Raw genomic sequence first — 23,742 nt, forward strand, 5'->3', positions numbered from 1 at the left:
GAGAGAGTTCGTTCATGTCATCTCAGAGCACCCGCCCGATTGCCATCATTACGGGCGGAAGTCGTGGACTTGGCTTTGAGGTCGCAAAGGCGCTGACTTTGCAAGGTTTCGATATTGCACTGATTGCAAAAGATCAGCAAGGTCTTGAAAGTGCAGCAAATCTGATTCGCGAAGCAGATCGATATCACAATGGGGTTTCCACTTCACAGATTTCAACTTTTGCATGTGATCTCGAGCAGCCTCATCTAGTTCGGGAATTGATTGATGCACTTAACCAATCTCTTGCAACTCCAGCAGTACTTGTTCTGGCTCATGGAGTGATGAGTGAAAAAATGTCGAAGACTTTGAAAACTAATGATGCTGAATGGCGACGAGTAATGGCAATCAATCTTGACTCGGTCTTTCAACTTGTTAATGGCATCGCACCTGCAATGGCTGATGCACGTAATGGTCGCGTCATTATCTTCTCTGCATGCCTCGGCCGAATGTCGGGACCAGGAAATGCGGGAGGACTTGCTCCATACAGAATCAGTAAGGCAGGAGTCAATGCACTTGTTCGAAACCTTGCACATGAAACAGGATTAGGTGCTCGTGGATTCCTTGTCGATGCAACTTGTCCTAATCATTCACGCACAGATATGGGTGGGCCTGATGCGCCACGTTCTGCAGAAGAAGGTGCAGCGACTGCAATTTGGCTCGCAACCAGGCCATTCAACGCGGGAGATGTAACGGGAGTTCTCTGGGAAGATCAGAAGATAGTTGAGTGGTGATGCGTATCCGCATCAAACCCAACTCCTGATGCGTATCCGCATCATCCTCATACCCTGATGCGTATCCGCATCAGCCTCATACCCTGATGCGTATACGCATCAGCCTCATACCCTCATGCGTATCCGCATCAGCCTTCGTCTTTAGCGATACTGAAAGCAAAATACAGCGTTGGAAGTGCGAGAATCAGAATCACTAGTGCACCGATATAGAAGGCCCCTTGTATTTGATAGTAGGCAACGCCAAGTGCAATCAAATTGGCCAAAATCGCAGGAGATCTTCCATAATTTCTACCTTTCGCATATCCGCGACCTGCAATAAATAGCCCAAAAGCCCCGAGTGAAGCGAATGAAATTTCCCCCAATAAAGGAGCAACTTCTTCATTTTCATGGGTGAAGCTAAAGAAAATTAGCCACAAACCAAGGGCCAGCACGATGGCGGCTTCGATATATAGAAGTATTGCGATTTTTGCTCTCATGCCTATCACTTTATCAGTCACATAAATTTCATGTAAAAGTAGTCGCTATCCTTTATCTATGGCTCGCGAATACAACCTTGAGATAAACGAGATTGGCGCGACCCTTACCTCTATTGAAAAGGTATTAGATCTTCCAAAGCTCGAAGCAGAAGCTGTTGAACTTGAGGCTGCAGCAGGCGTTCCTAATTTATGGGATGACCCCGAAAAGGCTCAGGCGGTCACAAGTAAGTTATCTCGAGTTCAATCAACGATTGCCCGTCTCAAAGGATTGCGCCGCCGCGTAGATGATCTACCCGTCCTCTTTGAGTTGGCAGCAGGCGAACCTGGCGGTTCGGCACTTCATGATGCAGAGAGTGAGCTCGATGCAACAATCAAAGCAATTAGTGAACTTGAAGTAACGACACTCCTCAATGGTGAATACGATGATCGTGATGCTCTAATCACGATTCGCTCCGAAGCCGGTGGCGTTGAAGCAGCGGATTGGGCTGAAATGCTGATGCGTATGTATTTGCGATACTGTGAACGTCACGAATACAAAGTTGATGTACTTGAAACTTCCTACGCTGAAGAGGCTGGAATAAAATCAACAACATTCCGGATTACGGCACCTTATGCATATGGAACTTTATCTGTCGAGCAAGGAACACATCGCTTGGTGCGCATTTCTCCATTTGACTCACAATCTCGTCGCCACACCTCCTTTGCGGGAGTTGAAGTAGTCCCAGTTGTTGAACAAAGTGATCACATAGAATTAGATGAAAAAGAAATTCGTGTCGATGTCTATCGCTCTTCAGGTCCTGGAGGGCAAGGAGTTAACACAACGGACTCGGCCGTGCGCTTGACTCACATTCCAACCGGAATTGTTGTCTCATGCCAGAACGAACGTTCACAGATTCAAAATAAGGCAACGGCAATGGCAGTATTGCAATCAAAATTGTTAGAGCGCCGCCGGCAGGAAGAGCAGGCAAAAATCAATGCGCTCAAAGGCGATAACTCTGGATCTTGGGGAAATCAGATGCGCTCCTATGTATTAGCCCCGTATCAAATGGTGAAAGATCTCCGAAATAATCATGAGACAGGCAATACATCGGCTGTATTAAACGGCGAAATTGATGATTTCATCGAAGCTGGAATTCGCTGGCGCCGAAGCGCATCACATTAATTCTCACCTTAAATATCACCAGTTTTACGCCTGCTGTGATTCTTCTTTCCTCTGTGAATTCTCATAAAAAGCTCGAATTAACCCAGAAATAGCAGCTTCGCTCCATAAACTAGGGGCAGGTCTCAAAGGAGCAGCGTGTGATTAAGTTTGAAAATGTATCGAAGATTTATTCGGGGCAAGATCGTCCTGCCCTTGAGAGCGTGAATATTGAAATTCTCAAAGGCGAGTTTGTCTTCCTTGTGGGAATGTCAGGTTCTGGTAAATCAACGTTCCTGCGATTGATCTTGCGCGAAGAGCGTCCAACATCAGGAATCATTCATGTCGCTGGAAAAGATCTTGGAACTCTGGCAAATCATAAAGTTCCCGAACTTCGCCGCCAAGTAGGAACTGTCTTCCAAGATTTCCGATTGCTTCCAAATAAAACAATTTCAGAAAACATTGCATTCTCACTCCACGTTCTAGGATATTCACAGAAGGAAATCAATCGTGAAGTTCCTGAAATGCTTGAACTCGTTGGACTCGAAGATAAAGGTGACCGCTTACCTTCAGAGATTTCAGGTGGAGAACAGCAGCGCGTAGCAATTGCTCGTGCATATGTGACTCGCCCATCAATCATCATTGCTGACGAACCAACTGGAAACTTAGACCCCGCACTTTCAGTGGGCATTATGAAGTTACTGGATCGCATTAATCGCGAGGGCACAACAGTTCTTATGGCAACTCACGATTCAGGCATTGTGGATCAGATGCGCAAGCGCGTTATCGAACTCGATGGCGGCCACGTTATTCGCGATCAAGTTCGCGGCGTCTATGGATACACGGGATAAGGGGCAGATACATGCGCGCAGGATTCTTAATGAGCGAAGTCCGTATTGGACTTCGTAGAAACCTCACAATGACTTTTGCAGTTGTCGTCACCGTGGCAATCTCGCTATCCCTCCTTGGAATTGGATTGCTCTCTAACTCACAGGTGAGCGCAATGAAGGATTATTGGTATGACAAGATCGAAGTTTCAGTATTTCTCTGCGGATCACTCTCTGAGTCCCCTTCTTGCGGTGCAGGAGTAGTTTCACCAGATCAACGCTCATCAATTAAGGCAGATCTCGAAGCACTTCCAGTAGTCCAGAGCGTCTTCTATGAATCTCAGTCTGAAGCCTTTAAGCGTTTCCAAGAGCGATTTAAGAATTCTGCAATCGCACAGAATGTGACTGCAGATCAGCTTCCAGAATCATTCCGCGTCAAACTCAAGGACCCAACACAATTTGATGTTGTTGTTAGCGCATTTAGTGGTCGTCCTGGCGTCGACATCGTTCAAGATCAACGCACAATTCTTGAGAAGTTCTTTAAATTGCTTGCAGTACTTCGCAATGGCGCACTGATTGTTGGCCTTCTTTCAGTTCTCACTGCAGCGTTGCTCATTAGCAACACACTTCGTATTGCTGCATTTAACCGACGACGCGAAACAGGCGTGATGAAACTTGTTGGTGCATCCTCTTGGTCAATCCAGCTCCCATTCCTCCTCGAAGGAATTTTCTCTGCATTTGTTGGATGGATTTTGGCAACCGGACTCCTCAGTGCACTGAAATACGTTGTGCAGGAAAAAGTGGCCCCCCTGCTTACCTTTACTAAGTTCTTTGGGTGGGGCGAAGTTGCAGCAGCATCTGCCTGGTTATTACTGACAGGCCTTGTTGTTTCAACAATCGCATCGCTGGTTACACTTCGCCGTTACTTAAAGGTTTAATTACCTCAACGAATCAACACTTACTGGGAGGTGAGCTCATGGTCAAAGAGGTAGGCAAGAAGCTCATCGCTCAGAATAAGAAGGCTCGTCACGATTTTTCCATCGATGATGTCTATGAATGCGGCATTGTCCTCATGGGCACTGAAGTGAAATCACTACGTGCAGGTCGTGCATCTCTGATCGATGGCTTTGCCATGATTGAAAATGGTGAACTCTGGCTACATGGCGTTCATATTCCTGAATACACGGAAGGAACATGGACTAATCACACACCTCGTCGTAAACGAAAGTTATTAGTTCATAAACTTGAACTTAGAAAGATCGCCGCACGCGTGAAGGATTCTGGAATTACTCTTGTGCCTTTGCAGCTCTACTTTAAGGATGGAAAAGCAAAGATTGAAGTAGCTGTTGCTAAGGGAAAGAAGGCGCACGATAAGCGCAGCACCTTGATGGAGCAGCAAGCGACCCGTGAAGTAAATCGTGAGCTTTCCCGCCGCCAATCAGGAAAAGATAGTTTTTAACGAGCGTAATTCTGAGTGGATTTCTCACTTGCCGTGGTGTTCTCTATACTTGGCACATAGCTTAGATAGATCGAGTTGGTAGACAAGAATGCCGCTCCATACCTTCTAAGAAACAAATCCACTTCAATTTTCATTGGGTGAGTTGTCTAAAAATATAAGTAAAACTAAATAGTGTGAATTACGTTTTCCACGTAATTCCCCAATTTAACTTGGGGGTGAACGGTCTCGACTTTAGTTGTTGGGGCAGGGGAAGCGGGCCGAGGAAGCCGGGATGATCTCGTAAACCATGAAACCTGTGCAAAAATAACTGCAGACAACAGTCGCAGTGATTTCGCTCTAGCTGCATAAGCTAGTACCGAATCCGTCAGCCCGGGCGCGCTCTCGTCCCGGAACCTGGCGTCGCTAGAGAGCTCTTCATCGAGATAGCGTTGCGAATATCTCGAGAGAACAGTTTCGCAAATGAGTTCGTTGAATACTTGTGTGTAAGAGATTCAGGACTGAGAAAACGTTAAACGCACTACGCCCGTAGAAGCCCTGTTTTAATTCTGAAGGACCCGGGTTCGATTCCCGGCACCTCCACCAATATTTAAAAGGAAGTGTTATTCCTTGCTGTCTCCATCATCAGAACCTGGTTTTAACCCCTCGAATATTTCTTTACAGATTGGGCAGACAGGATATTTCTGAGGATCGCGAGAAGGAACCCATTTCTTTCCGCAGAGTGCGCGAACAGATTTTCCACTTACTGCAGATTCAATAATCTTTTCTTTCTTGATGTAATGAGCGAATCGATCATGACCGCCATCATCTTCTTGCTCAACAGGGCGCGTGAGTGTGTCTTTATCAGAATCCAGAGTCGGAGTACCGCGTCCAAAGAGAGGCATGTGCTTATTATCTACGGAAAACCTGTCGACGTGAACAATCTAAACCACTGTAGAATCTCCCAATGAAAGACTTATTGCGCACTGAGCACCTTTCCCGTGCTGATGTCGACCTACTGCTCGATACAGCTGCTGACTTCGCATCAAAGCCGCTCCGCTCCAACACAGCGTTAAGCAATAAGACTGTCGCAATTTATATGACCAAACCTTCAACACGTACCCGTCTAGCCTCTGAAACTGCAGTAGCGCACCTAGGTGGAACTCCAATTTTTATCCGTGGTGATGATCTACAACTAGGTCGCGGTGAAACTATTGCCGATACTGCAAAAATTATTAGCGGATTCTGCGATGCACTCATTATTCGAACATTTAAGCAATCTGATGTGGATGAACTGGGTGCGCAATCTTCAATTCCTGTAATCAATGGCCTGACCGATGATGATCACCCAACACAGTTGTTGGCAGATTGGGTCACCATCCGAGAAAACTTCGGCAAGGACATCAAAGGTCGCAAGTTTGTCTATCTTGGCGATGGAAACAATATGACTCACGCATGGTTGATCATGGGCGCAATCATGGGAGCCCATGTTGTTGCTGCAACTCCTGATGGCAAGTGGGCACCTGATGCAGCCATAGTTGCAAAGGCGAAAGCGATTGCAACAAAGAGCGGTGCAACGATTGAAGTAACAACAGATGCAGAAGCCGCCGCAAAGGGTGCATCAGTTCTCTATACCGATGTCTGGATGTCGATGGGTGATCCTGAAGCGGAGCGAGCTGAGAAGATGAAAGCACTTGCACCATATGCAGTGACAGAAAATCTCATGAAACTTACTGAGAAAGATTCCATCTTTATGCATTGTCTTCCTGCGCATCGTGGCGAAGAAGTTGAGGCGTCTGTCATCGATGGCCCGAAGTCGGTCATCTGGCGAGAGGCCTATCACCGCCGCACAACCATTCAAGCTCTGCTCTATCACTTAACTCGCGGTGAACTTAAGGGAAATTAACTCGAAATCAAGTAATTGAGTAGTGCCCCTCAGCAGAAACTGACGTAATTCACATAGCCTTCATGGCATTGACCCACTACCTTTAGCCGCATGAGAATTGCCGTTCCTAGAGAAATTAGAGATGGTGAGAAGCGCGTAGCGCTTGTGCCAGATGTCATCAACAAGTTGACCCGACTTGGCTATGAAGTGGTCATTGAAGCTGGAGCAGGCGTTCATTCGCAGGCAACTGATGATCTCTACACTGCAGCAGGTGCCACAGTAAAGAGTGGCAATGTCATCAGCGATGCCGATGTAGTTCTCTCTGTTACATCACTGACACCAGCACAGATGGGTAGCCTGAAGAAAGGCGCCGTCACAATCTCTTTTTTGTCCCCTGTCACCGGAACTGATTCAATCGATGCAGCAGCAAGTGCGGGAGTGACTGCATTTTCACTCGAACTTGTTCCACGTATTTCACGTGCACAATCAATGGATGCACTCACTTCGCAAGCTCTCTGTGCTGGATATCGCGCAGCACTTGTTGGCGCAGAACTTTCACCACGATTCTTTCCCATGTTGATGACAGCTGCAGGAACAGTGACACCAGCACAGGTATTGGTTCTCGGTGCAGGAGTTGCAGGGCTGCAAGCAATTGCAACAGCTCGCAGACTCGGTGGAGTCGTTAGCGCTTACGACGTTCGCCCTTCATCTGCTGATGAAGTTAAATCAATGGGTGCAACATTTATCAACCTTGAACTTGAAGCGCTCGAAGGCGCTGGCGGCTATGCACGCGAGATGACTGAGGAGCGGGCTGCAAAGCAACGCGAACTTCTAACTCCTTACATCGCCAAATCACACCTTGTCATTACTACTGCAGCAGTTCCTGGTCGCACAGCGCCACGATTGATGACAGCGCAGATGGTTGATGCGATGGAAGCTGGAACAATCATCGTTGACCTTGCTGCTGAAACAGGTGGAAACGTTGAAGGTTCTAAGCCTGGCGAGATTGTTGTTACAGCAAAGGGAGTTCAGATCTGGGGCGGTAAAGATGTCCCTAGCCAACTCCCATTCCACGCTTCTAGCCTGTATTCACGAAACGTCGTCAACCTACTGACGTTAATGACCACTCCAAGTAAAGATGGAGCACCGGTTTCGCTCAATATTGATTTCACTGATGAAATCATTGATAAGTCAGCAACAACTCATGGCGGTGCAAAGCACACACCAGGTGCGAGCGAGAAAGGCGGTGCAAAGTAATGGATGCAATCGCAATCATTTCCATCTTCGTTCTCGCAGTATTTGTGGGATTTGAAGTTGTATCAAAAGTTTCTTCAACTCTCCACACGCCTCTAATGTCAGGTGCTAATGCTATTCACGGCGTGATCCTTGTGGGCGCAATCATTGTTGCCGATCACAGTGAGACCAATCTAGAACTTGGGCTTTCACTTGCTGCAATTGTTCTTGCCACCATCAATATGGTCGGAGGATTTGTAGTGACCGACCGAATGCTCGAAATGTTTAAGCCGAAGAAGTCTGCAGATAAGGGAGGCGAAAAATGAGTAGCACTCTCTATAGCTTGATCGGCCTCGGGGCAGGCGTTGCCTTTATCTTGGCCCTTAAAGGTCTATCTCACCCAAAGACGGCACGTCGCGGAAATCTCATCGGGGCATTCGGTGCAACTGTTGCAACTCTCTCAGTATTTCTCTATGTCACTCCATCACATGGGGAAGAAGTTGGTCACTCACTTCCACTACATAACTTCTGGTGGATTCTTGGTGCAATACTTGTAGGTCTCATCATTGGTGTTCCTGCTGCACGTAAGGTCGAAATGACACAGATGCCGCAACTTGTTGCACTCTTTAACGGAGTTGGTGGCGGTGCAGCTGCCCTCGTTGCAATCGTTGAATATCTCAACCTTGGCGCTGAGGCGACAACCGCAGAAGTCATCTTTACCGTATTCACTGTTGTCGTTGGTTGCGTCTCTTTCAGCGGATCAATCATCACCTTTATGAAGCTTCAAGAGTTGATGACTACTCGTCCTGTTGTATTCCCAGGTGGACGTTTCCTCATTGCAGGAACACTCGTTGCAGTGCTTGGTGTATCTGTCTGGGTTGTTGCAGCTCTGGGCACAACTCCACTTCTAGTGCTTGCAGTGCTCTCACTTATCTTTGGTGTGCTCTTTGTGCTTCCAGTTGGTGGTGCAGATGTGCCGATTGTTATCTCACTTCTTAACGCATTCACAGGTCTTACCGTTGCGGCAAGTGGTTATGTACTCTCATCAACGCTTCTGATCATCGCAGGAACACTGGTCGGTGCATCAGGCACTATCTTGACTCGCTTGATGGCAGAGGCCATGGGTCGTTCTCTCTTTGGAACTCTCTTCGGTGCATTTACTGCAAAGCCACAAGCTGTGTCAGATTCAGCGGAGGAACGTCCAGTACGTTCAGGTTCTGCTGATGACGTTGCAATTCTTCTTAACTACGCTCGTCGCGTCGTTATCGTTCCTGGCTTTGGTCTTGCCGTTGCGCAAGCGCAACACACTGTCCGCGAACTCGCTGATTTGATGATCTCTAAGGGCATTGATGTGGCCTATGGAATTCACCCAGTTGCAGGACGTATGCCAGGACATATGAACGTTCTTCTTGCTGAAGCAAATGTTCCTTATGATCAATTAGCTGAGATGGATGAAGTAAATCCAACATTCGGTCAGACTGATGTTGCAATCGTTATTGGTGCAAACGACGTTGTGAACCCTGCAGCGCAGACAACTCCGGGATGTCCTATCTATGGCATGCCAATTCTTGAAGTAAATAACGCAGCGAACATCATCTTCTTAAAGCGTTCTATGCGTCCAGGATTTGCAGGTATTGAGAATGAACTTCTCTATGACCCAAAGACAATGTTGCTCTTTGGTGATGCAAAGGCATCACTGACAAAGGTTGTCTCTGCGCTTAAAGCTCTTTAATTCGGACGAGCGCTCAGGACGCAGAACTCATTGCCTTCGGGATCTGCCATGACTACCCAAGTACATGTTGGTTCTGCTGACTGACCGATATCAACTCTCTTTGCGCCGAGCGATTCGAGGCGGGCAACCTCTGTATCTTGATTATCTGGGCGCAGATCTAAGTGCAATCTATTCTTGACGTTCTTCACGGATGCATTCTTCAAGAAGAGAATGTCAGGAAAGCCAGTGTTCTTTGGATCTCCTAGCTCGCGTTCAATCCAGACTTCAACATCATTTATATCTTCGCCTATTTTCCAGCCAAGTGCCTCAGCCCAGAATTGAGCCAGCGCTAACGGATCACGGGCATCCACAGTGATGCATTGAAGTCTGAGAGCCATGCAGGAAATTATCCCTCTTGAAGATCAGTAGGAGCGTTATGCACATCAAGGATGTCGCCGGATAACTTATCTGTGCGATTGAGGGGCTTCTTCGCATCCTCTTTATAGATCGCAGGAATTGATCCGAGCAGACCTTTTTGGAAATCTTCAAATGCTTGCATTACTTCAACCTTGGTATTCATAACGAATGGGCCCATCCATGCAACAGGTTCCTTGATTGGTTGGCCACCAAGAATGAAGAGTTCAAGGTTTGGTGAACGTGACTCTTGCTGATTTGCAGCACGTACAACAATTGTGTCTCCATCTCCGAAGACAGTGAGCTGACCCATTGAAACTGGACGCTGTTCGTCACCAACAAATCCATGTCCTGACATTGTGTATACAAGTGCGTTGTAATCCTTGCGCCATGGAAGGCGAAGTTCTGCACCAGGTGCAACAGTTGCGTGAATCAATGTAATCGGTGTCTGTGTTGTGCCAGGGCCAACATGTCCATCTAGTTCACCAGCGATGATGCGGATGAGTGATCCACCATCAGTGGAAGAAAGTAGCGCAACATCGTTTGCGCGAACATCCTGATAGGCAGGAGGTGACCACTTCTTACTTGCGGGAAGATTTACCCATAGTTGGAATCCGTGAAATAAGCCACCAGACATCACAAGATGTTCTGGGGGAGTTTCGATGTGAAGAATTCCACCACCGGCTGTCATCCACTGAGTATCACCATCAGTGATTGTTCCGCCGCCACCATTGGAATCTTTGTGATCGAAGATGCCATCAATAATGTATGTAACTGTTTCAAAACCGCGATGTGGGTGCCAAGGAGTTCCCTTTGGTTCACCTGGTGCGTATTCCACTTCACCCATTTGATCTAAGTGAATGAATGGATCAAGTTCTGCTAAATCAACACCAGCAAATGCGCGACGAACTGGAAAGCCTTCACCTTCAAAACCTTGCGGAGCAGTTGTGATGCTCTTTACGCGTCGCGCGCGTAGCGTTGTTGCATCGCTAATGCGCGCAAGGATGGTGATGTCACTGACTGTTACTGCTGGCACTTATGACTCCTTTTTCACTTAGCTGAAATCTAGTTGAACTTTCAACTAGTCGCAACTTGTAGGGAAATCTCTAGTGAGCGCGCTTGATTGATTGGGGAATTCTACGTAGCGGAAAGGCTGAGTAGAATGAAGGCGTGAACAAGCACGCGCCCAAGTTAAATAAGGTGATTCTGTACTACATCTTTACCCCAATCACCGATCCTGACGCTGTGCTGCTCTGGCAGCAAAATCTCTGCCAATCCCTGAATCTCAAGGGACGCATCCTGATTTCCAAACACGGGATAAACGGAACTGTGGGCGGGGAGATGGCCGATGTGAAGAGGTATGTGCGCGAAACACGCCGCTATGCAGGCTTTAAGAAGATTACATTTAAATGGTCAGATGGAACGGGTAATGAATTCCCTCGACTTCGTGTTGTCGTCAAGGACGAACTTGTTGCTTTTGGAAGTCCAGGTGAAATTGAAGTCGATGAAAATGGGGTTATTGGTGGCGGTGTGCATCTTCGACCAGAACAGGTTGAAGAGCTCGTGAAAGAGCGCGGAGATGAAGTTGTCTTCTTTGATGGCCGCAATGCTTACGAGGCGAAAATCGGGAAGTTTAAGAACGCAATTGTTCCTGACGTTGATTCATCGCGTGATTTCATCCGTGAAATTGAGAGTGGCAAGTACGACCACATTAAAGATAAACCCGTCGTTACATACTGCACTGGCGGTATCCGCTGTGAGATTTTATCTGCTGTCATGAAAAAGCGTGGATTTAACGAGGTCTATCAAATCGATGGTGGCATTGTGAAATATGGAGAACGCTTTGGCGATGAAGCAAATTGGGAAGGTTCCCTCTATATCTTTGATGATCGCATGGCGATGGATTTCAGCGATAAGGCAAAGGTCATCGGTGAATGCGATAAGTGCAGTGCACCAACGAGGGATTTCCGTAATTGCAATACCGCTTCATGTCACCAACTAATCCTTCTCTGTGATTCATGTGCATTGCTATCTTCAAACTTGAGCTGCACGCATGACCAATCACGCGCGCATGATTCCGAACTCGTTGGCTAACCTCACATGATTTGGTGGCCGACAGAGATTCCTACTCTGCAATATGGACTTGTGACACTTCGCCCAAGTGAAGAAAAAGATATCGACTCAGTATTTAACGCCTGCCAAGATCCGCTCATCCCTGCATTCACCACGGTTCCTGCAGCGTACACAATCGACCATGCAATTGATTTTGTGCGATCTGACCCATTTAGCTTTGCCGAACGTCGAGAATTTCGCTTTGTCATTGATTATGGCAACGGCGATGATGTGAAATTTGCTGGAGTCATCTCTCTACACACCATTAACATCAAGAATCACACTGCTGAAATTGGTTACTGGCTAGAGAAGTCGATGCGCGGCAAAGGTATCGGCACAATCGCGGCAAAGATGATTACTGATTACGGTTTCAAGACTCTTGGATTTCGACGCATTGATGGCCTTGCAGATGTCGACAACACGGCTTCACAGAAACTTCTCACAAGTGCGGGGTATCAAAAGGAAGGAATATTGCGCAACAAGGTCACACGTGATGATGGACGGCAGATTGATATGGCACTCTTTGCAACGACTGATCTCACCTGGAAACCGCTAGATAACTAGTGGTGGCCATCTAGCAATATTTGAGAGGAACGCGATGGAGTCTCTTGCCCTCATTGTCTCTCTCATGATTGGCAACATTCTCTTCTCTGGTCCATTTGCTCTCCTCTTAACGCTGCCAAGAATCCGCGCCATCAGCACTGGTATCCCATTTCTCATTTTCCGACGTCTGGCGATGGGAACTTCTGCGCTTACTGGAATCTTCTTAAGCGTCATCTTTCTTTTTAATGATCTTCAATTGATCGTTAAAGCGCTTTCACTGCTCTGTATTGGGACACATTTGTGGGCTGCAGATCGCGAGTATGGGAAGTTCATTTCATCAAGGCTTCGTCGCAATGGTTAAGACCCAGAGAAAGTTCATTGTTGTTGCAGTTGCAACGCTCTTCTTGTCCCTGATATCTACTCCAATCAGCACAGCAGATAACCCTCCCCGCAAAATTATGACTGGCTGGGTTCCGTATTACTCAATGAAGACTGCATTACCTGATGTTCTCAATAACATCGATCTCATCAAAGAGGTGATGCCATTTTGGTACACACTCAAATTTGATGGCAAAGCAAAAGCTGCTGTTGTCACCGATCTCTATGCGCCAGCTAACCCCAGTGTTCCAATCTCTGAACCTCTTACTGCGATGCGCAATGCAGGATTATCTATCATCCCCACAATTACTGATGGGACGGACAAATTAGTTCTAGCGGGTTTGCTGAAGAATCCAGCATCTCGTACTCAAGTCGTTTCAGCAATTATGAATTTAGTGCGAGCCAACAATTACGACGGTATCGATATCGATTTTGAAGGGTTTGCCTTTGTTGATGGAAACTCAACTTGGACAAGCACGGCACCATCCTGGGTCGCATTCATCAAGGAGTTAAGTATTGCCTTACGCGCAGAGAAGAAGCTCCTGTCGGTGTCTACCCCGTATGTGCTTAATCCAAATGAGGCGCAGAAGGGCTATTTCGTCTATGCGTGGGCAGCGATTGCATCATCAATCGATAAGTTGCGAATCATGACGTATGACTATTCGGTTTCAAAGGTTGGTCCAATGGGACCAATCACATGGGCAGAGAGAACGGTTCAGTATGCAGTCTCAGTCATGCCTGCATCCAAAGTTTTTGTTGGCGTGCCTGGTTATGGACGAGATTGGGTAACTGCCGTCACCGGCGTTTGCCCAGCAAATGTTGTGAATTCAGTCAAGCCCGGTGCCAAGGCAGCAACGTTTGTAATGCGTGATGCAGTTGCACTTGCTGCAACTTATGGAACCGTCCCAAGGTATGACGAGAAATTTGGTGAGATGACTTTCTCGTATCAGAAGGTTTACAACGGAACTACTGCAACTGGTTTAGCAACCTCATGCACGGCATCTCGCACCGCTTGGTATCAGGATGCGCGTGGCTGGGCGCTACGGGCAGCACTTGTTACTAAATATCGTATTGGTGGAATTACTGCGTGGACTTTTGGAATGGAAGAACCACTTGCGATGGAATCAATTCGCCAAGTTGCCAAAGAGATAGCGCCAGATCAAGTAGCCGTAACAGCTGCTATCGATAATTCAACGATTGACTACGGAAATCCAATCACGGTGACTGCAACATTTACTATTAAAGATAAATCCCCAGTGGCCGGAGTACCAGTACGGATCGAAGGAAAATCTGCTGGAGATACTAATTGGCGCACTTTAGCCACTGTCACAACTGGCATTGATGGAAAAATTGAAAAAGCTGTATTAGTTGGAAAATCAACAGCCGTGCGCGTCTATTCAGATTCGACATGGGAGCGCACCGAAGGTGCAAGCTCTGAGTTCCCAATCGTGGTTAATCGACTTCTTGTTATCAGCGCACCGGGAACTGCGAAGTCTTCTGTGGCCAAGGTAATCACAGGAAATATTCGACCTCGGATTGCAGGAGCATCAGTTCAACTTGAAAAGCTGGTTGGAAAAGAGTGGAAACCACTGGATGTAGCGGTTCTAACCGATGCTCAAGGAAACTTCTCACTCAACCTTTCTGGTCAAACACGAGGCGTAAGTTCCTTCCGCATCTCAGTCGCTGCAGATTCACTATGGAGTGCTGTCTTAAGCCCTATCTTTAATATCATTATCCGATGATGGTCAAGACCGCAGATAAGATTGAAGAAGAGATTCGTGCAATCTTTTCTAGCGATACACCCTGGGTCACAGTCGTCTGGGATGACCCAGTAAATCTGCAGACCTATGTTGTCTATGTCTTTATGGAACTCTTTGGGTATTCCAAAGCACGCGCAACAGAGTTGATGCTGCAAGTGCATAACGAGGGCAAAGCAATCGTCTCAACAGGCAGTAGAGAAGAGATGGAACATGATGTGGCTCGGCTTCATGAATATGGACTGTGGGCAACAATTCAACGCGGTGATCAGTTATGACAGCTACTGAAGGTTTTAGTCGCCATGGTGACCACTCTTATGTGGCTACCTTTGCCGATAGTGAGAAAGAGGTACTTCTAAATCTCTGCGAGCAGATCATCGAGTTGCTAGCTGAACGCCAAGACCATGGACATGAAGATCCACTTGCTGCGATGGTTGGAATCACCTCTCATGATTCTCCACCTGAAGATGAAGTTCTACATCGGCTTCTCCCAAATGCATATGCCGATGAGGTTGATGCTTCGGAATTTCGCAGATATACAGAGTCAACACTGCGCCAAAAGAAGCAAGCACATGCAATCTCTATGCGTATTCATCTGAAGTCTTCCGATGATGGGACTATCGATTTAGATCATGACAATGCAAATGCATGGCTAGGTGGAATTAACGATATTCGTTTAGCCCTTGGAGTGAGATTGAAAGTTGAGAACAATTCGCATGAAGAGCTTGAGCTCTTATCTCCCGATGATCCTTTGCGTGGGGTTTACGCTGTTTATACCTGGCTTGGCTGGCTTCAAGAGACTCTGCTTTCTGCACTGATTGATGATGCAGATGAAGATGAAGAATCTCAGCTCGGTAGTTCGTAAGTAATCTCTGTGTAAGATTGCGCTATGACACTCGAGATTTCACAAGCATTCGTTGATGCGATACTCGAGCAATCACGCGTTGAATACCCCGATGAGTGCTGTGGAGTAATCCTTGGCCCAGCAGGTTCGGGCAAAGCTCTTCGCCATAAACCAATGATCAATGCAGCGCACTCACCAACTTTTTATGAATTTGATCCCAAGGATCTCCTCGCTCTCTATCGAGAGGCAGACGATAACGATGAAGAGATTGTCGTGATCTATCACTCTCATACCGAAACTGAGGCATATCCCTCTCGCACAGATATCGCCTACGCAGGCGAACCTGGCGCACACTATGTCTTAGTCTCTACACGCAAAGAGATTGCACCTGCAACAGAGTTCCGCTCCTTCCGCATCGTTGATGGAGTCGTGACCGAAGAGCCCGTCACAATTTCTGGTTAAAGACTTCGATTAGAGTTCAGGGCGTTTTTTCGACATAATTGAGCCATGTCAATCGAAGTTCGTATCCCAACAATTCTGCGCCCATACACAAAGGACCAGAAATCAGTTGAAGCAGCAGGTGCAACCCTTTCTGCAGTCATTACAGATCTCGATGCTAACTATGCCGGTCTTGGTGAGCGCCTTCTTGAAAATGGTGCACTACGTCGTTTCATCAATGTTTATGTCAACGATGAAGATGTTCGATTCCTTGGTGGACTTGAGGCACAACTCAAAGATGGCGATTCAATAACAATTTTGCCTGCTGTCGCTGGCGGCTAACTTTGGCACGTTACGACTCGCTCGAATCATCTGTAGGTAATACACCACTTATCGGTCTACCTCGTCTTTCTCCTGCTCCGAATGTTCGTTTGTGGGCAAAGATGGAAGATCGCAATCCAACAGGTTCTATTAAAGATCGCACAGCTATCTCCATGATTGAGGCTGCAGAGCGTGATGGTCTTTTGAAACCAGGTTCAACAATTCTTGAACCTACAAGTGGAAACACTGGAATTTCACTTGCGATGGCGTCAAAGGTACGCGGATACAAACTCATCTGCGTGATGCCAGAGAATACAAGTCCTGAACGCCGCCAACTTCTTGAGATGTGGGGAGCAGAGATAATTTCTTCACCTGCTGCAGGTGGTTCCAATGAAGCCGTGCGCGTTGCTAAAGAAATAGCTGCAAAGAATCCAGATTACGTTTTTCTTTATCAATATGGCAATCCGGCTAATACAGAGGCTCATTACAAGAACACAGGTCCTGAGATCTTTGCAGATCTTCCGACAATCACACACTTTGTTGCAGGTCTTGGAACTACTGGAACATTGATGGGCGCAGGTCGTTACCTACGAGAGCAAAATCCTGATATTCAGATTATTGCTGCAGAGCCTCGCTATGGCGAACTTGTCTATGGATTACGCAATATCGATGAAGGTTTTGTTCCAGAACTTTATGATGCAACAGTCTTAACTCGTCGTTTCTCTGTGGGCGCTGAAGATTCTGTAAAGCGAGTACGTGAGCTTCTTGAAGTAGAGGGGATATTTGCTGGAATTTCAACAGGTGCAATTCTTCACGCAGCTATTGCAATGGGTAATGAAGCTCTCCGCGATGGCCGTGATGCAGATATTGCATTTATTGTCTGCGATGCGGGCTGGAAATACTTATCTACGGGCATCTATGGCTCACAGATTGCTGAAGCAACCGAAGGGCTCGACGGCACTCTTTGGGCTTAAAGCCTTCTCACCGTTAGACTTGCGCCATGAGTAACGCGCCAATCGGTATCTTCGATTCTGGCGTTGGTGGATTAACTGTTGCTCGCGCGATCCTTGATCAACTTCCAAATGAATCAACTCTCTATATCGGCGACACAGCTCGTGGTCCATATGGTCCTCGCTCACTTGCTGAAGTTCGCGACTTCTCACTCGAAACTCTCGATTTCCTTGTTGATCAAGGTGTGAAAGCACTTGTGATCGCGTGCAACACAGCAAGTGCTGCGATGTTAAGAGATGCACGTGAGCGTTATTCAGTCCCCGTGATTGAAGTAATTCAACCTGCTGTGCGACGTGCAGTTGCTGCAACCCGTACCGGCAAGGTAGGCGTGATTGGTACAAGAGCAACCATTGATTCCAAGGCCTATCTTGATGCCTTTGCTGCAGCTCCACAATTAAAGATTTCATCTATTGCTTGCCCATTATTCGTTGAATATGTTGAACGTGGTGAAACGTCGGGGGATGCAATCACAAAAGTTGCTCGCGAGTATTTGCAACCGATGATTGATGCTGAAGTGGATACGCTGGTTCTTGGCTGCACCCACTATCCACTACTTACTGGTGTTATTTCATATGTGATGGGTAACGATGTCTCACTCGTCTCTAGCGCAGAAGAGACTGCAAAAGACCTTTACCGAGTGCTCGTTGAAAATTCCTTACTCCGCGGGCCTTCCAGCACACCTGCTTCACATAAATTCCTTTCGACAGGTGATTCAAAAGCATTTGAAGTATTGGCACGACGATTCTTGGGGCCTGAAGTGGGTTCTGTGCAACACCAAGTTCTCTAATCAAAATACGTTAAGAAAATGGGGCAAGAGATGGCACGCAACGATGGACGCACAGTAGATCAACTTCGCGATATCAAAATAACTCGTGGATGGCTTGATCATGCCGAAGGTTCAGTGCTTGTCGAATTTGGTAAGACTCGTGTTCTCTGTGTTGCATCATTTACCCCAGGCGTCCCACGTTGGTTAAAGGATTCTGGCACCGGATGGGTCACATCTGAATATGCAATGTTGCCACGTGCAACACATACTCGCTCTGATCGTGAGAGCGTCAAGGGAAAACTTGGTGGACGAACTCAAGAGATTTCACGTCTTGTTGGACGCTCCCTACGCGGCATTGTTGATATGAAAGAACTTGGGGAAAACACAATCGTTATTGACTGTGATGTTCTCCAAGCCGATGGTGGAACTCGAACAGCAGCAATCACAGGTGCATATGTTGCTCTCGCAGATGCAATTTCATGGGCACAGAAGCAAGGACACATTAAGGCAAACGCTAAGCCACTGGCAGATTCAGTTGCAGCAATTAGCGTTGGAATCATTGATGGAGTGCCAATGCTTGATCTTTGCTATGAAGAAGATGTTCGCGCCGAAACTGATATGAATGTTGTTTGTTCAGGGGATGGTCGCTTCATTGAAGTCCAAGGAACTGCAGAAGGTGCACCATTTGATCGCGCGCTCCTTGATTCACTGCTTGACCTTGCTGTTGCTGGATGTGCAACTTTGACTAATCTTCAGAAGCAAGCTCTCGCAAAGTAAATGTCTCATAAGCTCTTACTTGCAACACGCAATAAAGGAAAGATCGAAGAGTTCCGTCGCATTCTTGATGCCGTAGCACCTGGAGAGATTGATCTAGTTGGCTTAGATCAATTCCCAGATCTGCATGATGTTGTTGAAGATGGCGCAACCTTTGAAGAGAATGCACTTAAGAAAGCTCGTGAAATGTCATTGGCCGTAGGAATCCCTGCCATTGCAGATGACAGTGGACTCTGTGTTGATGCCCTCAAGGGCGACCCAGGGATCTTTTCTGCTCGGTGGGCAGGTAGCCACGGAGATGATGCGGCTAACACTGCAAAAGTTCTCCAGCAACTCAGTGATATTCCAGATGAAAAGAGAAGTGCTCACTTCACCTGTGTTGCAGCTCTGTACTTACCAGATGGCAGAAGCCATTGCGAAGAGGCCCACTTCGATGGATGGATTCTTCGGGCTCCAATAGGAGAGCATGGTTTTGGCTATGACCCAATCTTCCGCCCCGATGGATTAGAGCTCTCCAGCGCGCAAATGAGCGCGGAAGACAAGGATGCGATTAGCCATCGAGGGAAATCACTCCGTGCAATAGCTCCTCATGTGATCACTTTGCTCAAAACCCTAGGTTAAACTTTCACCTATATTCCATCGTTCGACCCGCACAAGCATTTCAGGCGTCACTCAACTCAAGGAGATATACCGTGGCAGTAAAGAAGAAGACAGCAGCTAAGAAAGCTGCACCTAAGAAGGCCGCTAAGAAGTCAACCGCGAAGAAGTCTCCTGCGAAGAAGACGATCGCTAAGAAGTCTGTAGCTAAGAAGAAGACAACCAAGAAGGTTGTGAAGAAAACTGCAGCGAAGAAGACCACTGCAAAGAAGGTTGTAGCGAAGAAGAAGACGACGAAGAAGGCGGCACCTAAGAAGGCTGTTAAGAAGTCACCTGCTAAGAAGTCTGCATCTTCTACGTTTGTTGTCCCACCAGTTCCAGCAACTGGTTCTGCGCGCGTAAATGTCTCGACAACGCCTGCGGCTTCAAAGCCAGCGGCTAAGTCAGCGCCATCTGCTGCGCCACGTCAAGGATCATCAAGCAAGACACTTCTTGCAGTTCTTGTCGGTGTAGTACTTCTCGGTGCAATTGTTATCTCTAACTCAAGTAAAGATAACGATGATTCAACACCTGCTGCAGAACCAACGATGTCAGAATCAGCAGAACCAACAGCGACTGAGGAAGCAGCAGCCGAAACTCCAGCTGCTACAGATGCTGCAACAACAGGCGAAGCACCAACTCGCTTTATCGGAAATTGGAAAGATAGCTCAAAGGCCGTCATGGTCATTACATGGAAGGCACCAGCCGGAGATGTAACAGGTTACAAAGTAGAGACTCGCTCAAACCAAGGCGCATGGAGCGTTGTATCTGAAGTTTCAGGAACAACATATGCGGCTGAGTTTGCAAAGAAGTCTGAAGATGGCTCAACATCATTCCGAGTTAGCGCAGTTTATGCTGATGGATCACTCGGTGTTGCGAAGGCCTTCGGATTCGCTGGCCAGTTCGAATAAATAGTTAAGAAGAAAACCCCGTCCATAAAGTGGGCGGGGTTTTTCTTTTAATCTAGATGCTTAAGTATTTCTGCGACGTAGACATCAACCCCAGTGGGAACTAAGTGCACACCATCTGGTGCGAAGTATTCAGGGCGACCTTCTGAAATCGCGTTCCAGTCAACAATGATGACGTTAGCGTATTTGGAAGCAACCTCAGCAATTAGGGAGTTATTTCCTTCACGCCATGGGCGCGGAACTGCTGTGTTAACAACGATTATTCGAGGTTGATCCTTTACCGCTTCAAAGATTGCCACAGTCTGCTCGCGGGTTAGAGCATTGTTATTTCCTAAGTTAAAGATAACTGGAACATTGGCTGCTTCCATTTTATCCTGCAACATGACTGAAAGCAGCTCAGGTGCTTGTCTTCCAATGCGTGCATTCATGATTGAGATTGGATGAGATTCTCCCAATTTCGAACGAATTCCAAGGATGACTGAGTCTCCCGTTACCCATAAGCCATCTTTCACAACCTCAGTGTTGGCAGTGGGTGTTGCTGTGAGTGAATCTTCAAGCCTCTGTCTTTGATCGTTAGCAATTCCAATGGCGCGTACGCTCACAACGGATGCTAGAAGTAGAACAATCACGGTAATGATGGAGAATGTGCGAGTCTGCTGAGAACGTTCTTTCTTAGTCCGATATTTCAATCCCTTCCACCAATATTGAATGACCCCACGTCGTATCGGAAGCTCCACATAGCGCAAGGAGATATCGCTCAGAGCTAAGACGATAAGAATGCGCAGAGAATAAAGAGCCCACTCTTTACCTGCGAGATCAACACTCGGACGAGTAACTTGAAAGATAACCCAATGCCACAAATAGATGGCATATGAACGTTCACCAATCCAGAGAAACACTGGGTTTTGGAGAACAGGTGCAAAGCGCGAAGCAGGATGAACTACTGACATGATGATTGCAGCTCCACACAGTCCAGCAAGCGGAAATGCAATTTTGTAGAGGGTTGGTTGATTCTCATCAATCAGTAGAAATGCTGCAAGGATTCCAATAAAGCCAAGGAAACCAACACCATCAATAAAGTCTTGTGCTTTCCTTGAAACTGTTTTAGTGAAGTTCTGTGGAATCCAACTCACAGCTAGCGCTGCACCTAAGAAGAGTCCGATGCTATGTGTGTCTGTTCCGAAGTAGACGTGGCTAACCTTTGAGGCATTTGATGCATCGAGTGAGAAAGATACAAGAAGCAGAGTTATTCCTGAGGCTGCTGCAATGGCAAGAGATGCAAGAGGGATATGTTTCTTACCGAATTGCTTAAGAATAAAGTAGAGAATCAAAGGCCATACAAGATAGAACTGAGCTTCAACTGCCAGAGACCAGGTGTGCTGAAGAAGAGGTGGCCGCCCGATACTTTCAAAGTAATCCTGATGACGAGCTACAAGCCACCAATTCATCGTGCCGGTTAATGAAAAGGGAGTATCAATCAGCAGACGTTTAATTGCATCTGGAGCCCAAATCCCGATTGCGATTGTTGTGGAGACCAACATGAAGACAAGCGCCGGCAAGAGGCGACGCGCACGAGCGATATAGAACCCTCGCAGATCTAGGCCACCGCTCTGTTCAATTGAATCAAGAAGTAGGCGAGTGATGACATAACCGGAGATCACAAAGAAGAGATCAACGCCGAGAAAGCCACCTGGAATCCATGTAAAGCCAAGGTGATAGAACATGACTGCGATTACAGCGACAGCACGCAGCCCATCGATTGCAGGGATGTATTGGATACCGCGACTGGCAGCCATGGAAGTTACTTACGCTTTGCTGGTTTTTTCTTAGGAGCTATTTTCTTAGCTGGAGCCTTTGATGTCTTTTTAGGTGCAGCGATTGCAGCACGTGTGCGCTTGCTTTCAACGCGAATTGGCGCAGACTTCTTGACAGTTCCATCTTCATTGAGTGAATTATCAACAACTTGCTGCATCTTTGTCAGGCGGGCAAATGCTGAATCAAGTTTTTCGCGGGAAGCTGCAATTGCTGATTCAGCAGCTGAGAGCGCGGTTGCCTGTGAACGGTAGAGGCGCTCTGATTCAGCGATGATGTCTGAAAGCCAGGTGCGGTATTCGACTACATTGTCAGCAGCTTCTGAGATCACGCGCTCTGCTTCGCGGCGAGCAGCTGTTGTCAGAGCCGCAGCATCGCGACGCTTTGCATCTACTGCCGAATCTGCTTCAGCAATTTTTGCATTAGCAACAGCAGTTGCTTCTCGTCCGGCATCACGCACAATCTCTGAGGCTTCAGCTTCAGCAGTTGAAATGTATTTACGTCCACGAGATTCTGCGCCAGCCAAAATGCTGCGCGCCTTATTTTCAGCACCTTCAAGGGTGTCTTTTGCAGTTCGATTTGTTTCATTGATCACACGATCGGCAGCAGCGGTTGCCTTCGCTTCACGTGCTTGTGCTGACTTAATCATCGCCATTGCAGTTTCAGTGGCGAGAATTTCAAATTCTTCTCGGCTTAGTCCGGTGATATCACGACGAGATTTGAGATCAGCAAGCTGTGATTCCAGTTCACGGATGCGATCGACAGGATTGGCAACAGGTGCGCGATCTGCTTCCTCGCGAAAACCTACCCAGTTGCGGAAGTTCTTCTCTGCCATCGTCAATCTCTCAATCAATTACTCGGGGGGATGCACTATGAGAGCCCAAGATTAGGGCATCAAGCTACTTTCGGTAAATGGCGAATGAGACTGCTAAATACTGAGAAATCCAGGCCGCAAGCACGAAGATGTGAAAGAGCTCGTGGAATCCGAAGTACTTTGCATTGCGCCCTGGCCGCTTGAGCGCATAGAAGATAGCGCCGATTGAGTAGAGAAGTCCGCCGATGATGATTGGCAGTATCACCCATAGACCACCCTCTTTATAGAGCTGAGGTGTGTAGATGATTGCCACCCAACCAAGAAGAAGGTAGTTGGCAACATAGAGAAAACGGGGAGCGTTTACCCAGAAGACACGAAGGGCAACACCGAGAAGTGCTCCCGTCCAAACAATTGCAAGCAGGACATTGCGATCTCGATCATCGAGAAGCGCAACAGCAAATGGTGTGTATGAACCTGCAATCAGTAAATTAATATTTGCATGATCCCAACGTCTCCAGATCTTCTTCTTGCGAGGAATCCAAGGAACACGGTGATAAATGGCAGAGACGCTAAAGAGCATAATTGCGGTGATGGAATAGAGAGCAACTGCCCACTTCAATGATTCACCACTCAAGATGAAGAGAACAAGCGATGCGATGATGACAAGGGGAGTCGCAGCTAAATGGAACCAACCTCGCAATTTGGGAGGGCTCTGGATTGGCTCTGTACTCACTTGATT

Annotated in this window: 29 protein-coding genes and 1 other RNA gene; 23 read left to right on the plus strand and 7 right to left on the minus strand. The window is 47.2% G+C overall.

Features of this window, described 5'->3' with window-relative positions; all coding sequences use genetic code 11:
• Nucleotides 1-14: 14 nt before the first annotated feature.
• The gene (locus A1sIIA65_RS00960; protein ID WP_095675747.1) at nt 15-770 is read left to right on the plus strand and encodes an SDR family NAD(P)-dependent oxidoreductase; all 756 of its coding nucleotides are present in this window, start codon (nt 15-17) and stop codon (nt 768-770) included.
• Nucleotides 771-898: 128 nt separating this feature from the next.
• Here A1sIIA65_RS00960 and A1sIIA65_RS00965 read toward each other — a convergent pair whose 3' ends face one another.
• Nucleotides 899-1,246: a hypothetical protein gene (locus A1sIIA65_RS00965; RefSeq protein WP_095676811.1), complete on the minus strand. Its 348-nt coding sequence runs from the start codon at nt 1,244-1,246 to the stop codon at nt 899-901.
• 58 nt (nt 1,247-1,304) lie between these two features.
• Between A1sIIA65_RS00965 and prfB the strand changes: the two genes are divergently transcribed.
• The 5 genes from prfB (at nt 1,305) to ssrA (ending at nt 5,252) form a co-directional block, all read left to right on the plus strand.
• Nucleotides 1,305-2,408, plus strand: coding sequence for a peptide chain release factor 2 (gene prfB, locus A1sIIA65_RS00970; RefSeq protein ID WP_095675748.1), 1,104 nt, complete (start codon nt 1,305-1,307; stop codon nt 2,406-2,408).
• Nucleotides 2,409-2,545: 137 nt separating this feature from the next.
• Complete coding sequence (gene ftsE / locus A1sIIA65_RS00975; protein WP_095675749.1) at nt 2,546-3,235, plus strand: cell division ATP-binding protein FtsE; 690 nt, start codon at nt 2,546-2,548, stop codon at nt 3,233-3,235.
• 11 nt (nt 3,236-3,246) lie between these two features.
• On the plus strand, nt 3,247-4,149 hold the full coding sequence (ftsX, locus tag A1sIIA65_RS00980) for a permease-like cell division protein FtsX (RefSeq protein ID WP_095675750.1): 903 nt from the start codon (nt 3,247-3,249) through the stop codon (nt 4,147-4,149).
• 38 nt (nt 4,150-4,187) lie between these two features.
• Nucleotides 4,188-4,670, plus strand: a complete 483-nt coding sequence (gene smpB, locus A1sIIA65_RS00985) for an SsrA-binding protein SmpB (RefSeq protein ID WP_095675751.1) — start codon at nt 4,188-4,190, stop codon at nt 4,668-4,670.
• Nucleotides 4,671-4,881: 211 nt separating this feature from the next.
• Nucleotides 4,882-5,252, plus strand: a transfer-messenger RNA (tmRNA) gene (gene ssrA, locus A1sIIA65_RS00990).
• Nucleotides 5,253-5,269: 17 nt separating this feature from the next.
• On the opposite strand, the gene A1sIIA65_RS00995 is transcribed toward ssrA, so the two are convergent.
• Nucleotides 5,270-5,551 carry a DUF3039 domain-containing protein gene (locus tag A1sIIA65_RS00995; RefSeq protein ID WP_095675752.1) on the minus strand — a complete coding sequence of 94 codons (282 nt, stop codon included), beginning with the start codon at nt 5,549-5,551 and terminating at the stop codon, nt 5,270-5,272.
• A 62-nt stretch (nt 5,552-5,613) separates the two neighbouring features.
• On the opposite strand from A1sIIA65_RS00995, the gene argF reads away from it, so the two are divergent.
• The 4 genes from argF to A1sIIA65_RS01015 all read left to right on the plus strand — a co-directional run bounded on the left by argF (nt 5,614) and on the right by A1sIIA65_RS01015 (nt 9,496).
• Nucleotides 5,614-6,552: an ornithine carbamoyltransferase gene (gene argF, locus A1sIIA65_RS01000; RefSeq protein WP_095675753.1), complete on the plus strand. Its 939-nt coding sequence runs from the start codon at nt 5,614-5,616 to the stop codon at nt 6,550-6,552.
• 90 nt (nt 6,553-6,642) lie between these two features.
• On the plus strand, nt 6,643-7,788 hold the full coding sequence (locus A1sIIA65_RS01005; protein WP_095675754.1) for a Re/Si-specific NAD(P)(+) transhydrogenase subunit alpha: 1,146 nt from the start codon (nt 6,643-6,645) through the stop codon (nt 7,786-7,788).
• Nucleotides 7,788-8,090 (plus strand): NAD(P) transhydrogenase subunit alpha part 2, encoded by a 303-nt coding sequence (locus A1sIIA65_RS01010; protein ID WP_095675755.1) that lies wholly within the window; start codon nt 7,788-7,790, stop codon nt 8,088-8,090. The genes A1sIIA65_RS01005 and A1sIIA65_RS01010 overlap by 1 nt, the downstream gene beginning before the upstream one ends.
• Nucleotides 8,087-9,496, plus strand: coding sequence for an NAD(P)(+) transhydrogenase (Re/Si-specific) subunit beta (locus tag A1sIIA65_RS01015; RefSeq protein ID WP_095675756.1), 1,410 nt, complete (start codon nt 8,087-8,089; stop codon nt 9,494-9,496). The genes A1sIIA65_RS01010 and A1sIIA65_RS01015 overlap by 4 nt, the downstream gene beginning before the upstream one ends.
• On the opposite strand, the gene A1sIIA65_RS01020 is transcribed toward A1sIIA65_RS01015, so the two are convergent.
• Both A1sIIA65_RS01020 and A1sIIA65_RS01025 read right to left on the minus strand, forming a co-directional pair.
• Complete coding sequence (locus tag A1sIIA65_RS01020; protein WP_095675757.1) at nt 9,493-9,873, minus strand: VOC family protein; 381 nt, start codon at nt 9,871-9,873, stop codon at nt 9,493-9,495. The genes A1sIIA65_RS01015 and A1sIIA65_RS01020 overlap by 4 nt on opposite strands.
• A gap of 8 nt (nt 9,874-9,881) precedes the next feature.
• Nucleotides 9,882-10,925: a pirin family protein gene (locus A1sIIA65_RS01025; protein WP_095675758.1), complete on the minus strand. Its 1,044-nt coding sequence runs from the start codon at nt 10,923-10,925 to the stop codon at nt 9,882-9,884.
• A gap of 134 nt (nt 10,926-11,059) precedes the next feature.
• Between A1sIIA65_RS01025 and trhO the strand changes: the two genes are divergently transcribed.
• From trhO to A1sIIA65_RS01090, 13 genes are all read left to right on the plus strand, one after another.
• Nucleotides 11,060-11,983, plus strand: a complete 924-nt coding sequence (trhO, locus tag A1sIIA65_RS01030) for an oxygen-dependent tRNA uridine(34) hydroxylase TrhO (protein ID WP_095675759.1) — start codon at nt 11,060-11,062, stop codon at nt 11,981-11,983.
• A 6-nt stretch (nt 11,984-11,989) separates the two neighbouring features.
• Entirely contained in the window at nt 11,990-12,565 is a 576-nt protein-coding gene (locus A1sIIA65_RS01035; protein WP_095675760.1) for a GNAT family N-acetyltransferase, read from the plus strand.
• Nucleotides 12,566-12,599: 34 nt separating this feature from the next.
• Nucleotides 12,600-12,905 (plus strand): hypothetical protein, encoded by a 306-nt coding sequence (locus A1sIIA65_RS01040; protein ID WP_095675761.1) that lies wholly within the window; start codon nt 12,600-12,602, stop codon nt 12,903-12,905.
• Entirely contained in the window at nt 12,898-14,664 is a 1,767-nt protein-coding gene (locus A1sIIA65_RS01045; RefSeq protein WP_095675762.1) for a glycosyl hydrolase family 18 protein, read from the plus strand. Before A1sIIA65_RS01040 ends, A1sIIA65_RS01045 begins: the two co-directional genes overlap by 8 nt.
• Nucleotides 14,664-14,957, plus strand: coding sequence for an ATP-dependent Clp protease adapter ClpS (gene clpS, locus A1sIIA65_RS01050; RefSeq protein WP_095676812.1), 294 nt, complete (start codon nt 14,664-14,666; stop codon nt 14,955-14,957). Before A1sIIA65_RS01045 ends, clpS begins: the two co-directional genes overlap by 1 nt.
• Entirely contained in the window at nt 14,954-15,544 is a 591-nt protein-coding gene (locus A1sIIA65_RS01055) for a DUF2017 domain-containing protein (protein WP_095675763.1), read from the plus strand. The genes clpS and A1sIIA65_RS01055 overlap by 4 nt, the downstream gene beginning before the upstream one ends.
• A gap of 24 nt (nt 15,545-15,568) precedes the next feature.
• A complete protein-coding gene (locus tag A1sIIA65_RS01060) occupies nt 15,569-15,985 on the plus strand; it encodes a M67 family metallopeptidase (RefSeq protein ID WP_095675764.1) in 417 nt (138 codons plus the stop codon).
• Between the two features lie 45 nt (nt 15,986-16,030).
• A complete protein-coding gene (locus A1sIIA65_RS01065) occupies nt 16,031-16,303 on the plus strand; it encodes a MoaD family protein (RefSeq protein ID WP_095675765.1) in 273 nt (90 codons plus the stop codon).
• Between the two features lie 2 nt (nt 16,304-16,305).
• Nucleotides 16,306-17,256, plus strand: a complete 951-nt coding sequence (locus A1sIIA65_RS01070; protein WP_095675766.1) for a PLP-dependent cysteine synthase family protein — start codon at nt 16,306-16,308, stop codon at nt 17,254-17,256.
• A 26-nt stretch (nt 17,257-17,282) separates the two neighbouring features.
• A complete protein-coding gene (murI, locus tag A1sIIA65_RS01075; protein WP_095675767.1) occupies nt 17,283-18,080 on the plus strand; it encodes a glutamate racemase in 798 nt (265 codons plus the stop codon).
• 30 nt (nt 18,081-18,110) lie between these two features.
• The gene (rph, locus tag A1sIIA65_RS01080) at nt 18,111-18,836 is read left to right on the plus strand and encodes a ribonuclease PH (RefSeq protein ID WP_095676813.1); all 726 of its coding nucleotides are present in this window, start codon (nt 18,111-18,113) and stop codon (nt 18,834-18,836) included.
• The gene (gene rdgB / locus A1sIIA65_RS01085; protein ID WP_095675768.1) at nt 18,837-19,454 is read left to right on the plus strand and encodes an RdgB/HAM1 family non-canonical purine NTP pyrophosphatase; all 618 of its coding nucleotides are present in this window, start codon (nt 18,837-18,839) and stop codon (nt 19,452-19,454) included.
• A gap of 71 nt (nt 19,455-19,525) precedes the next feature.
• On the plus strand, nt 19,526-20,380 hold the full coding sequence (locus A1sIIA65_RS01090) for a hypothetical protein (RefSeq protein WP_095675769.1): 855 nt from the start codon (nt 19,526-19,528) through the stop codon (nt 20,378-20,380).
• A 47-nt stretch (nt 20,381-20,427) separates the two neighbouring features.
• Here the strand turns inward: A1sIIA65_RS01090 and A1sIIA65_RS01095 are convergent, their stop codons facing one another.
• The 3 genes from A1sIIA65_RS01095 to trhA form a co-directional block, all read right to left on the minus strand.
• The gene (locus A1sIIA65_RS01095; protein ID WP_095675770.1) at nt 20,428-22,173 is read right to left on the minus strand and encodes an acyltransferase family protein; all 1,746 of its coding nucleotides are present in this window, start codon (nt 22,171-22,173) and stop codon (nt 20,428-20,430) included.
• A gap of 5 nt (nt 22,174-22,178) precedes the next feature.
• Nucleotides 22,179-23,024 (minus strand): hypothetical protein, encoded by an 846-nt coding sequence (locus A1sIIA65_RS01100; protein ID WP_095675771.1) that lies wholly within the window; start codon nt 23,022-23,024, stop codon nt 22,179-22,181.
• Nucleotides 23,025-23,088: 64 nt separating this feature from the next.
• Nucleotides 23,089-23,736: a PAQR family membrane homeostasis protein TrhA gene (gene trhA / locus A1sIIA65_RS01105; protein ID WP_095675772.1), complete on the minus strand. Its 648-nt coding sequence runs from the start codon at nt 23,734-23,736 to the stop codon at nt 23,089-23,091.
• Between the last annotated feature and the right edge of the window lie 6 nt (nt 23,737-23,742).

Origin of the sequence: Candidatus Planktophila dulcis (assembly GCF_002288225.1) — a bacterium.
Classification (GTDB): Bacteria; Actinomycetota; Actinomycetes; order Nanopelagicales; family Nanopelagicaceae; genus Planktophila; species Planktophila dulcis.

Coding starts and splice junctions, on each gene's coding strand:
- A1sIIA65_RS00960 (WP_095675747.1), top strand. CDS start 15: ATGTCATCTCAGAGCACCCGCCCGATTGCCATCATTACGGGCGGAAGT.
- A1sIIA65_RS00965 (WP_095676811.1), bottom strand. CDS start 1,246: ATGAGAGCAAAAATCGCAATACTTCTATATATCGAAGCCGCCATCGTG.
- prfB (WP_095675748.1), top strand. CDS start 1,305: ATGGCTCGCGAATACAACCTTGAGATAAACGAGATTGGCGCGACCCTT.
- ftsX (WP_095675750.1), top strand. CDS start 3,247: ATGCGCGCAGGATTCTTAATGAGCGAAGTCCGTATTGGACTTCGTAGA.
- smpB (WP_095675751.1), top strand. CDS start 4,188: ATGGTCAAAGAGGTAGGCAAGAAGCTCATCGCTCAGAATAAGAAGGCT.
- A1sIIA65_RS00995 (WP_095675752.1), bottom strand. CDS start 5,551: ATGCCTCTCTTTGGACGCGGTACTCCGACTCTGGATTCTGATAAAGAC.
- argF (WP_095675753.1), top strand. CDS start 5,614: ATGAAAGACTTATTGCGCACTGAGCACCTTTCCCGTGCTGATGTCGAC.
- A1sIIA65_RS01005 (WP_095675754.1), top strand. CDS start 6,643: ATGAGAATTGCCGTTCCTAGAGAAATTAGAGATGGTGAGAAGCGCGTA.
- A1sIIA65_RS01010 (WP_095675755.1), top strand. CDS start 7,788: ATGGATGCAATCGCAATCATTTCCATCTTCGTTCTCGCAGTATTTGTG.
- A1sIIA65_RS01015 (WP_095675756.1), top strand. CDS start 8,087: ATGAGTAGCACTCTCTATAGCTTGATCGGCCTCGGGGCAGGCGTTGCC.
- A1sIIA65_RS01020 (WP_095675757.1), bottom strand. CDS start 9,873: ATGGCTCTCAGACTTCAATGCATCACTGTGGATGCCCGTGATCCGTTA.
- A1sIIA65_RS01035 (WP_095675760.1), top strand. CDS start 11,990: ATGATTTGGTGGCCGACAGAGATTCCTACTCTGCAATATGGACTTGTG.
- A1sIIA65_RS01040 (WP_095675761.1), top strand. CDS start 12,600: ATGGAGTCTCTTGCCCTCATTGTCTCTCTCATGATTGGCAACATTCTC.
- A1sIIA65_RS01045 (WP_095675762.1), top strand. CDS start 12,898: ATGGTTAAGACCCAGAGAAAGTTCATTGTTGTTGCAGTTGCAACGCTC.
- clpS (WP_095676812.1), top strand. CDS start 14,664: ATGGTCAAGACCGCAGATAAGATTGAAGAAGAGATTCGTGCAATCTTT.
- A1sIIA65_RS01055 (WP_095675763.1), top strand. CDS start 14,954: ATGACAGCTACTGAAGGTTTTAGTCGCCATGGTGACCACTCTTATGTG.
- A1sIIA65_RS01060 (WP_095675764.1), top strand. CDS start 15,569: ATGACACTCGAGATTTCACAAGCATTCGTTGATGCGATACTCGAGCAA.
- A1sIIA65_RS01065 (WP_095675765.1), top strand. CDS start 16,031: ATGTCAATCGAAGTTCGTATCCCAACAATTCTGCGCCCATACACAAAG.
- murI (WP_095675767.1), top strand. CDS start 17,283: ATGAGTAACGCGCCAATCGGTATCTTCGATTCTGGCGTTGGTGGATTA.
- rph (WP_095676813.1), top strand. CDS start 18,111: ATGGCACGCAACGATGGACGCACAGTAGATCAACTTCGCGATATCAAA.
- rdgB (WP_095675768.1), top strand. CDS start 18,837: ATGTCTCATAAGCTCTTACTTGCAACACGCAATAAAGGAAAGATCGAA.
- A1sIIA65_RS01095 (WP_095675770.1), bottom strand. CDS start 22,173: ATGGCTGCCAGTCGCGGTATCCAATACATCCCTGCAATCGATGGGCTG.
- A1sIIA65_RS01100 (WP_095675771.1), bottom strand. CDS start 23,024: ATGGCAGAGAAGAACTTCCGCAACTGGGTAGGTTTTCGCGAGGAAGCA.